Source organism: Citrobacter sp. GW821-FHT02E08 (assembly GCF_059421685.1).
The window spans coordinates 49,754-64,065 of sequence record NZ_JBWKVL010000020.1 but is presented as its reverse complement, the minus strand read 5'-3'; the positions used below and the strand labels follow the sequence as shown (position 1 = coordinate 64,065).

Here is a 14,312-nt window from a genome sequence, read left to right as displayed (position 1 = left end):
TCAGCTTACTATTGCTTTACGAAAGCGTATCCGGTGAAATAAAGTCAACCTTTAGTTGGTTAATGCTACACCAACACGCCAGGCTTATTCCTGTGGAGTTATATATGAGCGATAAAATTATTCACCTGACTGACGACAGTTTTGACACGGATGTACTCAAAGCGGACGGGGCGATCCTCGTTGATTTCTGGGCAGAGTGGTGCGGACCGTGCAAAATGATCGCCCCGATTCTGGATGAAATCGCTGACGAATATCAGGGCAAATTGACGGTTGCTAAACTGAACATCGACCAGAACCCAGGCACTGCGCCGAAGTATGGTATCCGTGGCATCCCGACCCTGCTGCTGTTCAAGAATGGTGAAGTGGCTGCAACCAAAGTGGGCGCTCTGTCCAAAGGTCAGCTGAAAGAGTTCCTCGACGCCAACCTGGCGTAAGGAAATATCATGTTCGGGCGACCAGCATCCTAAATTATGCGGATGACTGGACGCCCGGCTTGAGTCATGCTAAGTTAGTGTTGACTTCGTATTAAACATACCTTATTAAGTTTGAATCTAGTTTTATCCAATACTTCCCGTTTTATCTCACGCGAGAAGTGGACAGATTCCTGGCTTGTCACTCAATCCGTCTTGTCGTTTCAGTTCTGTGTACTTTCCTGTGACCAGACAGCGAACAGACATGAGTTGATGGCCGTAAACAGGCATGGATGATCCTGCCATACCATTCACAACATTAAGTTCGAGATTTACCCCAAGTTTAAGAACTCACACCATTATGAATCTTACCGAATTAAAGAATACGCCGGTTTCTGAGCTGATCACTCTCGGCGAAAATATGGGGCTGGAAAACCTGGCTCGTATGCGCAAGCAGGACATTATTTTTGCCATCCTGAAGCAGCACGCAAAGAGTGGCGAAGATATCTTTGGTGACGGTGTGCTGGAGATATTGCAGGATGGATTTGGTTTCCTCCGCTCTGCAGACAGCTCCTACCTCGCCGGTCCTGATGACATCTACGTTTCCCCCAGCCAAATCCGTCGTTTCAACCTCCGCACTGGTGATACCATTTCTGGTAAGATTCGTCCGCCGAAAGAAGGCGAACGCTACTTTGCGCTGTTGAAAGTTAACGAAGTTAACTATGACAAACCGGAGAACGCCCGTAATAAAATCCTGTTTGAGAACTTAACCCCGCTGCACGCAAACTCTCGTCTGCGTATGGAACGTGGTAATGGTTCAACAGAAGATTTGACCGCTCGCGTACTGGATCTGGCTTCGCCTATTGGTCGTGGTCAGCGTGGTCTGATTGTGGCGCCGCCGAAAGCCGGTAAAACGATGCTGCTGCAGAACATTGCACAGAGCATTGCGTACAATCACCCGGACTGCGTGCTGATGGTTCTGCTGATTGACGAACGTCCGGAAGAAGTGACCGAGATGCAGCGTCTGGTGAAAGGTGAAGTGGTTGCTTCCACCTTTGACGAACCGGCATCTCGCCACGTTCAGGTTGCGGAAATGGTGATCGAGAAGGCGAAACGCCTGGTTGAGCACAAGAAAGACGTTATCATTCTGCTCGACTCCATCACCCGTCTGGCGCGTGCTTACAACACCGTGGTACCGGCTTCCGGTAAAGTGCTGACCGGTGGTGTGGATGCCAACGCCCTGCACCGTCCGAAACGCTTCTTCGGTGCCGCGCGTAACGTGGAAGAGGGCGGTAGCCTGACCATTATCGCCACGGCGTTGATTGATACCGGCTCCAAAATGGACGAAGTTATCTACGAAGAGTTTAAAGGTACAGGTAACATGGAACTGCACCTCTCTCGTAAGATCGCTGAAAAACGCGTCTTCCCGGCAATCGACTACAACCGTTCCGGTACCCGTAAAGAAGAGCTGCTCACCACTCAGGAAGAGCTGCAGAAGATGTGGATCCTGCGCAAAATCATTCACCCAATGGGCGAAATCGATGCAATGGAATTCCTCATCAATAAACTGGCGATGACCAAAACCAACGACGACTTCTTCGATATGATGAAACGTTCGTAAGCCAGTTTTTACCCGAAAACGCCACGTTTTTACGTGGCGTTTTTCATTTATATCTGTAATCTTAACGACACATTTACAAAAGTACGGTATCACATGCCGTTGCTTTGCGTTTCATTCGTAATTTGTACCGTGTGGTTGATAATTATACAAAAGCACCTGATTCAGCACAGGGTTTCCCTTCTGAATAAAGGTCTTCATGGTTATACTTCTGCTATTAATTTTCTCTGAGAGCATGCATTGTGAATTTACTTACAGTGAGTACTGATCTCATCAGTATTTTTTTATTCACGACACTGTTCCTGTTTTTTGCCCGTAAGGTGGCAAAAAAGGTCGGTTTAGTGGATAAACCCAACTTCCGCAAACGTCACCAGGGACTGATACCGTTGGTTGGTGGAATTTCGGTTTACGCAGGCATTTGCTTTACCTTCGGAATTGTTGATTATTACATTCCACATGCTTCTCTCTATCTGGCTTGTGCTGGCGTGCTGGTTTTTATTGGCGCACTTGACGATCGCTTTGATATCAGCGTAAAAATTCGCGCCACTATTCAGGCCGCTATCGGCATCGTCATGATGGTCGCCGGTCAACTCTATTTACGTAGCCTGGGATATATTTTTGGACCCTGGGAGATGGTGCTCGGTCCTTTCGGTTATTTTCTCACGCTGTTCGCCGTATGGGCTGCCATTAATGCCTTTAACATGGTTGACGGCATTGACGGATTGCTCGGCGGGCTTTCCAGCGTCTCGTTCGCGGCAATGGGGCTTATCCTGTGGTTTGATGGACAGACAAGCCTGGCGATTTGGTGTTTTGCGATGATTGCCGCCATCCTGCCTTACATTATGCTGAACCTGGGGATTCTGGGGCGCCGCTACAAAGTCTTTATGGGCGATGCGGGCAGTACGCTGATTGGTTTCACCGTCATTTGGGTTCTGCTGGAAACAACACAGGGGAAGACACACCCGATAAGCCCGGTAACGGCGCTATGGATTATTGCCATTCCATTGATGGACATGGTGGCGATCATGTACCGACGCTTGCGTAAAGGGATGAGTCCCTTCTCTCCCGATCGCCAACACATTCATCATTTGATCATGCGAGCAGGGTTTACTTCCCGACAGGCTTTTGTGCTTATTACGCTGGCTGCGGCGATTCTGGCATCCATCGGCGTTGCGGCAGAATATTCTCATTTTGTCCCTGAATGGGTCATGTTGGTGCTCTTTTTGCTAGCATTCTTCCTTTACGGTTACTGTATTAAGCGTGCCTGGAAGGTGGCAAGATTTATCAAGCGTGTGAAGCGCAGACTCCGTAGGAACCGTGATACCAAGCCAAACTTAACCAAGTAAATTGAGGATACGATGACACAACCATTACCGGGGGCACACGCTGTGAGCGCTGAAAATGAACTGGATATTCGTGGGTTGTTTCGTACCTTATGGGCTGGAAAACTATGGATTGTGGGCACTGCGTTGGTCTTTGCGCTGGTTGCGTTAGCCTACACTTTTTTTGCTCGTCAGGAGTGGAGCGCAACCGCTATCTCAGACCGTCCAACCGTCAATATGCTGGGAGGGTATTACTCTCAGCAACAGTTCTTACGTAATCTGGACGTCAAGGCGAGCGTTGCGCCACTCGATCAACCTTCAGTCATGGATGAAGCGTATAAAGAGTTCGTGATGCAGTTAGCCTCCTGGGATACGCGTCGCGATTTCTGGTTACAGACGGATTATTACAAGCAGCGCATGGTCGGAAACAGCAAAGCCGATGCGGCAATGCTGGATGAGATGATCAACAATATTCTGTTTACCCCAGGCGACGTTGCCCGCAATACCAATGACAGTGTAAAGCTGGTGGCGGAGACGGCTCCTGATGCCAATAATTTGCTGCGACAGTATGTTGCATTTGCCAGTCAGCGGGCGGCAAGTCACCTCAACGAAGAATTAAAAGGGGCATGGGCAGCGCGTACGGTACAAATGAAAGCGCAGGTGAAACGCCAGGAAGAGGTCGCCAAAGCTATTTTCTCTCGTCGTGCTCACAGCATTGAACAAGCGCTTAAAATCGCAGAACAACATAATATTTCTCGCACTTCTACCGATATTCCTGCCGATGAATTGCCCGATTCTGAGCTATTTTTGCTTGGACGTCCGATGTTGCAGGCTCGACTTGAAAACCTGCAGGCCGTCGGCCCCGCGTTCGATCTGGATTACTTCCAAAACCGGGCAATGTTGAACACACTGAATGTAGGTCCAACTCTGGACCCGCGTTTTCAGACCTATCGTTATTTGCGTACGCCGGAAGAACCGGTAAAACGTGATAGCCCACGCCGTGCCTTCCTGATGATTATGTGGGGCATTGTGGGAGGGCTGATCGGTGCTGGTGTCGCACTAACCCGTCGCCGCACGATTTAGCAATACCGTTGCAGTGAGGGGCTGGGCCCTCGCTGCCAATCCGAAGAGAATCGATGTGAAAGTACTGACTGTATTTGGCACGCGACCGGAGGCGATTAAAATGGCGCCTCTGGTTCATGCGCTGGCAAAAGACCCCTATTTTGAGGCCAAAGTTTGCGTCACTGCGCAGCATCGGGAGATGCTCGATCAAGTGTTAAACCTCTTTTCCATCGAACCTGACTACGATCTCAATATAATGCAACCGGGTCAGGGACTAACGGAAATAACCTGTCGGATCCTGGAAGGATTAAAACCTATCCTTGCTGACTTCAAGCCAGATGTGGTGCTGGTTCATGGCGATACGACAACGACGATTGCCACCAGCCTTGCCGCCTTTTACCAACGTATTCCGGTTGGGCATGTCGAGGCCGGATTGCGCACCGGCGATTTATACTCCCCCTGGCCAGAAGAGGCCAACCGCACGTTGACCGGGCATCTGGCGATGTATCATTTTGCGCCGACCGAAAATTCTCGCCAGAATCTGCTGCGGGAAAATATTCCTGATAATCGCGTTTTCGTCACCGGTAACACTGTCATTGACGCGCTGATTTGGGTTCGCGACCGTGTTCTGGCGAGTGATACCTTACGGGCAGAGCTGGCGGTGCAGTACCCTTTCCTTAACAACAATAAAAAAATGATCCTGGTAACAGGCCATCGCCGCGAAAGTTTTGGCAAGGGCTTTGAGCATATCTGTCATGCGTTGGCAGAGATTGCAGCCGCTAATCAGGATGTGCAGATTGTCTATCCGGTTCACCTGAATCCGAATGTCAGCGAACCGGTTAACCGCATTCTTGGTCACGTTGAAAATGTGGTTCTGATTGAGCCGCAGGACTATTTGCCGTTCGTTTGGCTGATGAACCACGCCTGGCTGATCCTGACCGATTCCGGCGGTATTCAGGAAGAGGCGCCATCCTTAGGTAAGCCTGTGCTGGTGATGCGTGAAACAACGGAACGACCAGAAGCCATTACTGCAGGTACGGTGCGTTTGGTTGGTACAGATCAGCTGCGTATTGTGGAAGAGGTCACGCGCTTGCTGCACGACGAAAATGAATATCAAACCATGAGCCGCGCCCATAATCCTTATGGTGACGGTCAGGCATGTGGCCGGATTTTAGACGCGTTAAAAAATAATCGGGTATCGCTATGAGTTTTACGACCATTTCTGTTGTTGGGTTGGGATACATTGGACTGCCAACGGCAGCCGCCTTTGCTTCCCGCCAAAAGCATGTCATTGGCGTGGATGTTAACCAGCACGCGGTGGAAACCATCAATCGCGGTGAGATCCATATCGTTGAACCGGACCTGGGTAGCGTCGTGAAAACGGCGGTTGCAGGGGGATATCTGCGTGCCACGACGACGCCTGTTGAAGCCGATGCATATCTGATCGCGGTACCGACACCCTTCAAAGGCGATCATGACCCCGATATGGTGTATGTCGAGGCTGCTGCTAAATCCATTGCGCCGGTGCTGAAGAAAGGCGCGCTGGTGATCCTCGAGTCGACCTCCCCGGTTGGGGCGACGGAGCAGATGGCGGCGTGGCTGGCAGAGATGCGCCCTGATTTGACGTTCCCGCAGCAGGCAGGTGAGCAGGCTGAGGTGAATATTGCGTACTGCCCAGAACGCGTGTTGCCGGGCCAGGTGATGGTGGAACTGATTAAGAATGACCGCGTGATTGGCGGTATGACGCCCGTTTGCTCAGCGCGCGCCAGCGAACTCTACAACATCTTCCTCGAAGGTGAATGTGTGGTTACAAACTCCCGCACGGCAGAGATGTGTAAGCTGACCGAAAACAGTTTTCGTGACGTCAACATTGCATTTGCTAACGAACTGTCGCTCATTTGCGCCGATCAGGGGATCAATGTCTGGGAACTGATTCGTCTGGCGAACCGCCATCCTCGCGTTAATATTCTCCAGCCCGGCCCCGGCGTCGGCGGTCACTGCATTGCCGTCGATCCGTGGTTTATCGTGGCGCAGAACCCACAGCAGGCGCGTCTTATCCGTACCGCCCGCGAAGTGAACGATGGTAAACCACATTGGGTGGTTGATCAGGTAAAAGCGGCCGTGGCGGATTGTCTGACCGCAACGAACAAACGTGCCAGCGAAGTGAAGATTGCCTGCTTTGGTCTCGCATTTAAACCCAACATTGATGACCTGCGCGAAAGCCCGGCGATGGGCATTGCGTTAAACATTGCCCAGTGGCACTCCGGTGAAACACTGGTGGTGGAGCCGAATATTCACCAGTTGCCGAAAAAACTGGATGGCCATTGTGTTTTAGCCACGCTGGAAAACGCGCTGGCTGACGCCGATGTGCTGGTGATGTTGGTTGATCATAACGACTTTAAAGCGATTAACGGTGATGCGGTTCACCAGCCATATGTGGTGGATACCAAAGGAGTCTGGCGTTAATGAAACGGATCCTGGTCACTGGAGGCGCCGGATTTATCGGCTCTGCTGTCGTGCGACATATTATCAACAATACCTCTGATGCGGTGGTGGTGGTCGATAAACTCACCTACGCAGGAAACCTCATGTCGCTGGCTCCCGTGGCTCAAAATGACCGCTTTGCGTTTGAGAAAGTAGATATTTGTGATCGGGCCTCGCTTGAACAAGTGTTCCAACAGTATCAGCCGGATTACGTTATGCATCTGGCGGCCGAAAGCCACGTAGACCGCTCCATTGATGGCCCGGCGGCGTTTATTGAAACCAACATCGTTGGGACTTATACGCTATTGGAAGCGGCAAGAGCTTACTGGAACGCACTGACCGATGAGAAAAAATCGGCGTTCCGCTTCCATCATATCTCCACTGATGAAGTCTACGGCGATCTGCACTCCGCGGATGATTTCTTCACCGAAACCACCCCGTATGCACCCAGCAGCCCTTATTCAGCCTCTAAAGCCAGCAGTGACCATCTGGTACGCGCCTGGTTGCGCACCTATGGCCTGCCAACGCTGATTACCAACTGTTCCAATAACTACGGTCCTTACCACTTCCCGGAAAAACTGATTCCGCTGATGATCCTCAACGCGCTGGCGGGAAAACCGCTGCCGGTGTATGGCAATGGACAGCAAATCCGCGACTGGCTTTTTGTGGAAGATCACGCTCGTGCGCTTTATTGCGTGGTGACCACGGGAAAAGTGGGAGAAACCTATAATATTGGTGGTCATAACGAGCGTAAGAATCTCGACGTGGTGGAAACCCTTTGCGCGTTGCTGGAAGAGCTGGCACCGAATAAACCGCACGGCGTGGCGCACTATCGCGACCTGATCGTGTTTGTCACTGACCGCCCGGGGCACGACCTGCGCTATGCCATTGATGCGTCGAAAATTGCCCGCGAACTTGGCTGGATGCCGCAGGAAACGTTTGAAAGCGGGATGCGGAAAACAGTGCAGTGGTATCTGGCTAATGAAACCTGGTGGAAACAGGTTCAGGACGGCAGCTATCAGGGCGAACGTTTAGGTCTGAAGGGCTAACTTGCGGCGGAGGCATACATGAAAGGTATCATTCTGGCAGGCGGTTCAGGCACCCGGTTGCACCCAATCACGCGCGGTGTGTCAAAACAGCTATTGCCGATCTACGACAAACCGATGATCTACTACCCGCTCTCGGTACTGATGCTGGCGGGGATCCGCGAAATCCTGATCATCACCACGCCGGAAGACAAAGGGTATTTTCAGCGCTTACTGGGCGATGGTTCAGAGTTTGGCATTGTATTGCAGTATGCCGAACAACCCAGCCCTGACGGCCTGGCGCAGGCGTTTATCATCGGTGAATCCTTTCTGAACGGTGAACCTTCCTGCCTGGTCCTTGGTGATAATATCTTTTTTGGTCAGGGGTTTAGTCCGAAGCTGCGCCACGTTGCCGCGCGCACGGAAGGGGCGACGGTATTTGGCTACCAGGTGATGGATCCTGAGCGTTTTGGCGTGGTCGAGTTTGACGACAATTTCCGCGCTGTCTCGCTGGAAGAGAAACCGAAGCAGCCGAAATCCAACTGGGCGGTAACCGGGCTTTATTTCTACGACCACAAGGTGGTTGAGTATGCGAAACAGGTAAAACCTTCAGAACGCGGCGAACTGGAGATTACCTCCATCAACCAGATGTATCTGGAGGCGGGCAATCTGACGGTTGAGCTGCTGGGGCGTGGTTTTGCCTGGCTGGATACCGGAACGCACGACAGCCTGATTGAAGCGAGCACCTTTGTGCAGACGGTGGAAAAACGGCAGGGCTTTAAGATAGCCTGCCTGGAAGAGATCGCATGGCGTAACGGCTGGCTGGATGACGAAGGCGTGAAGCGTGCCGCCAGTTCGCTGGCGAAAACAGGTTACGGCCAATATTTACTGGAGTTGCTCCGTGCTCGTCCGCGCCAGTATTGAACCGCTGAGCTGGGAAAATACGTTCTTTGGCGTGAGCAGCGCCATTGTGCGTATTAGCCCCGACGCGCCGCTTTTGACGCCGGAGGCATTACAGCCCTGGTCACGGGTACAGGCAAAAATTTCAGCGTCGTGCGCGGATGAGTTGGATGCCTTACAAGCGCTGGGGTTCTCGCTGGTCGAAGGTGAAGTCGATTTAGCACTGTCGGTCGCAAATGTTAGCAATGATGGCGGTGCGGAAGTGGCGCAACGAGGCGATATTCCGGCGTTACGTGAGTTAGCCAGCGAAGCGTTCTCGCAAAGCCGTTTTCGCGCGCCGTGGTATGCGCCGGATGCCAGCGCCCGCTTCTACGCACAATGGATCGAGAACGCCGTGCTGGGCACGTTTGACCACCAGTGTCTGGTTCTCCGGGCTACGGGGGGCGAGATTCGCGGTTATGTTTCGCTGCGTGAACTGAATGACGCTGATGCGCGAATTGGCTTGTTGGCGGGGCGTGGCGCGGGCGCTGAATTAATGCAGGCCGCGCTCAGCTGGGCGCAATCTCGCGGAAAGACAACATTGCGGGTGGCGACCCAGATGGGCAACACCGCCGCGCTTAAACGTTACATACAAAGTGGTGCCAACATAGAAAGCACCGCGTACTGGTTATACAGGTGACAAAATGATTCCATTTAACGCACCGCCGGTGGTGGGAACCGAACTCGAATACATGCAGTCGGCCATGGGCAGCGGCAAACTTTGTGGCGACGGCGGCTTTACACGCCGCTGTCAGCAGTGGCTGGAGCAACGCTTTGGCAGCGCAAAAGTGCTGCTGACGCCGTCCTGCACCGCCTCGCTTGAGATGGCGGCGCTGCTGCTGGACATTCAGCCCGGCGATGAAGTCATCATGCCGAGCTACACTTTTGTGTCGACAGCGAATGCTTTCGTATTGCGCGGGGCAAAAATCGTCTTTGTCGATATCCGCCCGGACACCATGAACATCGATGAGACGCTCATCGAAGCCGCTATTTCTGAGAAGACGCGAGCCATTGTTCCGGTCCATTACGCAGGCGTTGCCTGTGAGATGGACGTCATTATGGCGCTGGCGGCAAAGTACAACCTGTTTGTGGTCGAAGATGCCGCGCAGGGCGTCATGTCCACCTATAAAGGTCGCGCGTTAGGCACGATTGGGCATATTGGCTGCTTCAGCTTCCATGAAACCAAAAACTACACAGCCGGTGGTGAAGGCGGTGCGACGCTGATTAATGACCGATCGTTAATCGAACGTGCGGAAATTATCCGCGAAAAAGGCACTAACCGTAGCCAGTTCTTCCGTGGTCAGGTGGACAAATACACCTGGCGGGATATTGGTTCCAGCTATCTGATGTCCGATCTTCAGGCGGCGTATCTGTGGGCGCAGCTGGAAGCGGCAGATCGCATCAATCAACAGCGTCTGACGCTGTGGCAGACGTATTATGACGCCCTCGCTCCGCTGGCGCGCGCCGGACGCATTACCTTACCTTCAGTTCCTGATGATTGTGCGCAAAACGCCCATATGTTCTACATCAAACTGCGGGATATTGATGATCGTAGCGCATTGATTAACTTCATGAAAGAAGCCGAAATTATGGCTGTCTTCCACTATATTCCGCTGCATGCCTGCCCGGCAGGCGACAAATTTGGTGAGTTTATCGGTGAAGATCGCTACACCACCAAAGAGAGCGAGCGTTTACTGCGCCTGCCACTGTTTTACAATCTGTCACCCGCCAATCAGCGCACGGTGATCACGACCTTGCTCAACTACTTCTCCTGAAATGTCGCTCGCAAAAGCGTCCCTGTGGACGGCGGCCAGCACGCTGGTAAAAATTGGCGCGGGGCTACTGGTGGTGAAACTGCTGGCTGTGGCGTTTGGTCCCGCAGGTGTCGGCCAGGCGGGTAACTTTCGCCAGATGGTAACCGTACTGGGCGTTTTGGCTGGCGCAGGTATCTTTAACGGCGTCACCAAATACGTTGCCCAGAATCACGACAATCCGGCGCAATTGCGGAACGTGGTCGGCACCTCCTCGGCGATGGTTTTGGGGTTCTCGACCCTGCTGGCGCTGATTTTTTTGCTGGCGGCGGCCCCCATCAGCCAGGGACTGTTTGGCCATACTCACTATCAGGGGTTGGTGCGTCTGGTCGCACTGGTGCAAATGGGGATTGCCTGGGCAAATCTGCTGTTGGCGCTGATGAAAGGCTTTCGTGACGCGGCGGGTAATGCACTGTCGTTGATCGTGGGTAGTGTGTTGGGTGTAGTGGCCTGGTATATCTGCTACCGCGTCGGCGGTTACGAAGGGGCATTGTTGGGGATGGCGCTGGTGCCCGCGTTGGTCGTTGTGCCGGCTGCAGTGCTGTTGTTTAAGCGTGGAACACTCCCTCTGCGCTATCTTAAACCGTCCTGGAATAGTGTCCTTGCTGGGCAACTGTGTAAATTTACACTGATGGCGCTGATCACCTCCATCACGATACCGGTGGCGTACGTGATGATGCGAAATCTGCTGGCGGCGCACTACAGCTGGGATGACGTTGGGATCTGGCAAGGTGTCAGCAGTATCTCAGATGCGTATCTGCAATTTATTACCGCCTCGTTTAGCGTTTATCTGCTGCCGACATTGTCGCGTCTGACGGAAAAGCGCGATGTTACGCGTGAAGTTGTGAAGTCGCTCCGGTTTGTTTTACCAGCGGTCGCGGTAGCGAGTTTTACCGTCTGGTTGCTGCGCGATTTTGCCATTTGGCTGCTGTTTTCCGCCAAATTCACGGCGATGCGCGATTTATTCGCCTGGCAGCTCGTCGGTGATGTATTGAAAGTTGGTGCCTATGTTTTTGGCTATCTGGTGATCGCCAAAGCATCGCTGCGGTTTTATATTCTGGCTGAAATCAGCCAGTTCATTTTGTTGACGGCGTTTGCCCACTGGTTGATCCCCGCGCATGGCGCGCTGGGAGCTGCACAGGCGTATATGGCAACCTATATCGTCTATTTTTCCCTTTGTTGTGGCGTATTTTTACTCTGGCGTAGGCGGGCATGACTGTACTGATTCACGTACTGGGATCGGATATCCCTCACCATAATCAAACCGTGTTGCGGTTTTTCAATGACGCGCTGGCTGCCACGAGCGAGCATGCGCGCGTCTTTATGGTTGCAGGCAAGGATGCGGGATACAGTGAAAGCTGTCCGGCGCTCTCATTGCGTTTCTATGCTGGTAAAAAAACGCTGGCAGATGCGGTGATTGCCCTTGCGAAAGCCAATCGCCAACAGCGCTTCTTCTTCCACGGTCAGTTCAATACCGGTCTGTGGCTGGCACTGTTGAGCGGCGGTATTAAGCCGGAACAGTTTTACTGGCACATTTGGGGGGCAGATCTGTATGAAGTCTCCAACGGGCTGAAATTCAAACTGTTTTACCCGATTCGCCGTATGGCGCAGGGTCGTGTGGGCTGTGTGTTTGCCACACGCGGCGACCTCAGCTATTTCGCCCAGCGGCATCCGCGTGTGCGTGGGGAATTGCTCTATTTCCCGACGCGCATGGACCCTTCGCTGAATAACATGGCAAACGGACGCCAGCGCGAAGGGAAAATGACGATTCTGGTGGGGAATTCCGGCGATCGGAGCAACGAACACATTGCTGCGTTACGCGCTGTGCACCAGCAGTTTGGCGATACAGTGAATGTGATCGTCCCGATGGGGTATCCGGCGAATAACGAAGCCTACATCGAAGAGGTTCGCCAGGCGGGACTGACGCTGTTTAGCACTGAAAATTTACAGATCCTCAGCGAAAAGCTGGCGTTTGATGCGTATCTTGCGCTGCTTCGTCAGTGCGATTTGGGCTATTTTATTTTTGCGCGACAGCAGGGGATTGGGACGTTGTGCCTTCTGATTCAGGCCGGCATTCCGTGCGTACTTAACCGCGAGAACCCGTTCTGGCAGGATATGGCGGAGCAGCATCTCCCGGTGCTGTTCACGACCGATCTTCTCAATGAACCCGTCGTTCGTGAAGCGCAGCGCCAGTTGGCGTCCGTCGATAAGAACGGCATTGCCTTCTTTAGCCCGAACTATCTGCAACCCTGGCATAACGCGTTACAGATTGCCGCAGGAGACGTTGTATGAGTTTGATGCAATTCAGCGGTCTGCTGGTGGTCTGGCTGCTCTCCACCCTGTTTATTGGGACGCTGGCCTGGTTTGAATTCCGTCGCGTCCGTTTTAACTTCAATGTGTTTTTCACCTTGTTGTTTCTGCTGACGTTCTTTTTTGGATTCCCACTGACCAGCGTTCTGGTGTTTCGTTTTGACGTTGGCGTTGCGCCGCCGGAAATTCTGCTGCAGGCGCTGTTGTCTGCGACCTGTTTCTACGCGGTGTATTACGTGACGTATAAGACCCGTTTACGTAAGCGGGTTTCCGATACACCGCGTAAGCCGCTGTTTACCATGAACCGGGTCGAGACGCATCTTACCTGGGTCTTGCTGATGGGGATTGCGTTGGTGAGCGTGGGGATCTTCTTCATGCACAACGGATTTCTGCTGTTCAGGCTCAATTCATACAGTCAGATATTCTCCAGTGAAGTCTCTGGTGTGGCATTGAAACGCTTCTTCTACTTCTTTATTCCGGCGATGCTGGTGATTTATTTTTTACGCCAGGACAGCAAAGCGTGGCTGTTCTTTTTGGTCAGCACGGTCGCGTTCGGTTTGCTTACCTACATGATTGTCGGCGGCACGCGTGCGAACATTATCATCGCGTTTGCCATCTTCCTGTTCATTGGCATTATTCGCGGCTGGATTTCACTGTGGATGCTGGCCGCGGCGGGAGTGCTGGGGATTGTCGGCATGTTCTGGCTGGCGCTGAAGCGCTACGGGATGAACGTCAGCGGCGATGAAGCGTTTTACACCTTCTTGTATCTGACCCGGGACACCTTCTCTCCGTGGGAGAACCTGGCGCTGTTATTGCAGAACTATAGCAATATCGAATTTCAGGGGCTGGCGCCGATCGTCCGTGACTTTTACGTCTTTATCCCGTCCTGGCTCTGGCCTGGACGGCCTGGTATTGTGCTCAACTCCGCGAATTATTTTACCTGGGAAGTGCTCAACAACCATTCGGGCCTTGCCATTTCACCGACCCTTATCGGTTCGCTGGTGGTGATGGGAGGGGCGTTGTTTATTCCGCTCGGGGCTATTGTGGTTGGCCTGATTATCAAGTGGTTTGACTGGCTGTATGAATTGGGGAATCGGGAGACCAATCGTTATAAGACGGCGATTCTGCACAGTTTTTGCTTTGGCGCCATCTTCAATATGATTGTCCTGGCGCGAGAAGGTCTGGATTCGTTTGTCTCACGGGTGGTTTTTTTCCTCGTGATTTTTGGTGTTTGTCTGTTGGTGGCGAAACTGTTGTTCTGGCTTTTTGACTATGCCGGGCTCATTCAAAAACGAAAATCCTCGCTGCCGCAGACACAGGTTGAAGGGTAA

The 14,312-nt window shown here is 52.6% G+C and carries 14 protein-coding genes; all 14 read left to right on the top strand.

Features of this window, described 5'->3' with window-relative positions; genetic code table 11:
* Positions 1-104: 104 nt before the first annotated feature.
* The 14 genes from trxA (at position 105) to wzyE (ending at position 14,312) form a co-directional block, all read left to right on the top strand.
* Positions 105-434 (top strand): thioredoxin TrxA, encoded by a 330-nt coding sequence (trxA, locus tag AC07UY_RS20155; protein ID WP_001280776.1) that lies wholly within the window; start codon positions 105-107, stop codon positions 432-434.
* 130 nt (positions 435-564) lie between these two features.
* Positions 565-684: a rho operon leader peptide gene (locus AC07UY_RS20150; RefSeq protein WP_162380372.1), complete on the top strand. Its 120-nt coding sequence runs from the start codon at positions 565-567 to the stop codon at positions 682-684.
* 87 nt (positions 685-771) lie between these two features.
* Positions 772-2,031: a transcription termination factor Rho gene (gene rho / locus AC07UY_RS20145; RefSeq protein WP_002437993.1), complete on the top strand. Its 1,260-nt coding sequence runs from the start codon at positions 772-774 to the stop codon at positions 2,029-2,031.
* 239 nt (positions 2,032-2,270) lie between these two features.
* Positions 2,271-3,374 (top strand): UDP-N-acetylglucosamine--undecaprenyl-phosphate N-acetylglucosaminephosphotransferase, encoded by a 1,104-nt coding sequence (gene wecA / locus AC07UY_RS20140; RefSeq protein ID WP_203359474.1) that lies wholly within the window; start codon positions 2,271-2,273, stop codon positions 3,372-3,374.
* A gap of 12 nt (positions 3,375-3,386) precedes the next feature.
* Complete coding sequence (gene wzzE, locus AC07UY_RS20135; protein WP_494661368.1) at positions 3,387-4,433, top strand: ECA polysaccharide chain length modulation protein; 1,047 nt, start codon at positions 3,387-3,389, stop codon at positions 4,431-4,433.
* Between the two features lie 55 nt (positions 4,434-4,488).
* Positions 4,489-5,619, top strand: a complete 1,131-nt coding sequence (gene wecB, locus AC07UY_RS20130) for a non-hydrolyzing UDP-N-acetylglucosamine 2-epimerase (RefSeq protein ID WP_494661369.1) — start codon at positions 4,489-4,491, stop codon at positions 5,617-5,619.
* Positions 5,616-6,878, top strand: a complete 1,263-nt coding sequence (gene wecC, locus AC07UY_RS20125) for a UDP-N-acetyl-D-mannosamine dehydrogenase (RefSeq protein ID WP_494701823.1) — start codon at positions 5,616-5,618, stop codon at positions 6,876-6,878. The genes wecB and wecC overlap by 4 nt, the downstream gene beginning before the upstream one ends.
* Positions 6,878-7,945: a dTDP-glucose 4,6-dehydratase gene (gene rffG / locus AC07UY_RS20120; RefSeq protein WP_494661371.1), complete on the top strand. Its 1,068-nt coding sequence runs from the start codon at positions 6,878-6,880 to the stop codon at positions 7,943-7,945. The genes wecC and rffG overlap by 1 nt, the downstream gene beginning before the upstream one ends.
* 18 nt (positions 7,946-7,963) lie before the next feature.
* The gene (rfbA, locus tag AC07UY_RS20115; RefSeq protein WP_494661372.1) at positions 7,964-8,845 is read left to right on the top strand and encodes a glucose-1-phosphate thymidylyltransferase RfbA; all 882 of its coding nucleotides are present in this window, start codon (positions 7,964-7,966) and stop codon (positions 8,843-8,845) included.
* Positions 8,823-9,500 carry a dTDP-4-amino-4,6-dideoxy-D-galactose acyltransferase gene (gene rffC, locus AC07UY_RS20110; protein WP_494661373.1) on the top strand — a complete coding sequence of 226 codons (678 nt, stop codon included), beginning with the start codon at positions 8,823-8,825 and terminating at the stop codon, positions 9,498-9,500. Before rfbA ends, rffC begins: the two co-directional genes overlap by 23 nt.
* 4 nt (positions 9,501-9,504) lie before the next feature.
* The gene (gene rffA, locus AC07UY_RS20105) at positions 9,505-10,635 is read left to right on the top strand and encodes a dTDP-4-amino-4,6-dideoxygalactose transaminase (RefSeq protein WP_494661374.1); all 1,131 of its coding nucleotides are present in this window, start codon (positions 9,505-9,507) and stop codon (positions 10,633-10,635) included.
* A gap of 1 nt (position 10,636) precedes the next feature.
* A complete protein-coding gene (wzxE, locus tag AC07UY_RS20100; RefSeq protein WP_494661375.1) occupies positions 10,637-11,887 on the top strand; it encodes a lipid III flippase WzxE in 1,251 nt (416 codons plus the stop codon).
* Positions 11,884-12,963: a TDP-N-acetylfucosamine:lipid II N-acetylfucosaminyltransferase gene (locus tag AC07UY_RS20095; protein WP_494701822.1), complete on the top strand. Its 1,080-nt coding sequence runs from the start codon at positions 11,884-11,886 to the stop codon at positions 12,961-12,963. Before wzxE ends, AC07UY_RS20095 begins: the two co-directional genes overlap by 4 nt.
* Positions 12,960-14,312, top strand: coding sequence for an ECA oligosaccharide polymerase (gene wzyE, locus AC07UY_RS20090; protein ID WP_203359466.1), 1,353 nt, complete (start codon positions 12,960-12,962; stop codon positions 14,310-14,312). The genes AC07UY_RS20095 and wzyE overlap by 4 nt, the downstream gene beginning before the upstream one ends.

What these genes read in the sequence shown, in the direction of transcription:
- rffA (WP_494661374.1), top strand. Translation starts at nt 9,505, where the DNA reads ATGATTCCATTTAACGCACCGCCGGTGGTGGGAACCGAACTCGAATAC.
- wzzE (WP_494661368.1), top strand. Translation starts at nt 3,387, where the DNA reads ATGACACAACCATTACCGGGGGCACACGCTGTGAGCGCTGAAAATGAA.
- wzxE (WP_494661375.1), top strand. Translation starts at nt 10,637, where the DNA reads ATGTCGCTCGCAAAAGCGTCCCTGTGGACGGCGGCCAGCACGCTGGTA.
- wzyE (WP_203359466.1), top strand. Translation starts at nt 12,960, where the DNA reads ATGAGTTTGATGCAATTCAGCGGTCTGCTGGTGGTCTGGCTGCTCTCC.
- rffG (WP_494661371.1), top strand. Translation starts at nt 6,878, where the DNA reads ATGAAACGGATCCTGGTCACTGGAGGCGCCGGATTTATCGGCTCTGCT.
- rfbA (WP_494661372.1), top strand. Translation starts at nt 7,964, where the DNA reads ATGAAAGGTATCATTCTGGCAGGCGGTTCAGGCACCCGGTTGCACCCA.
- trxA (WP_001280776.1), top strand. Translation starts at nt 105, where the DNA reads ATGAGCGATAAAATTATTCACCTGACTGACGACAGTTTTGACACGGAT.
- rho (WP_002437993.1), top strand. Translation starts at nt 772, where the DNA reads ATGAATCTTACCGAATTAAAGAATACGCCGGTTTCTGAGCTGATCACT.
- wecC (WP_494701823.1), top strand. Translation starts at nt 5,616, where the DNA reads ATGAGTTTTACGACCATTTCTGTTGTTGGGTTGGGATACATTGGACTG.
- AC07UY_RS20095 (WP_494701822.1), top strand. Translation starts at nt 11,884, where the DNA reads ATGACTGTACTGATTCACGTACTGGGATCGGATATCCCTCACCATAAT.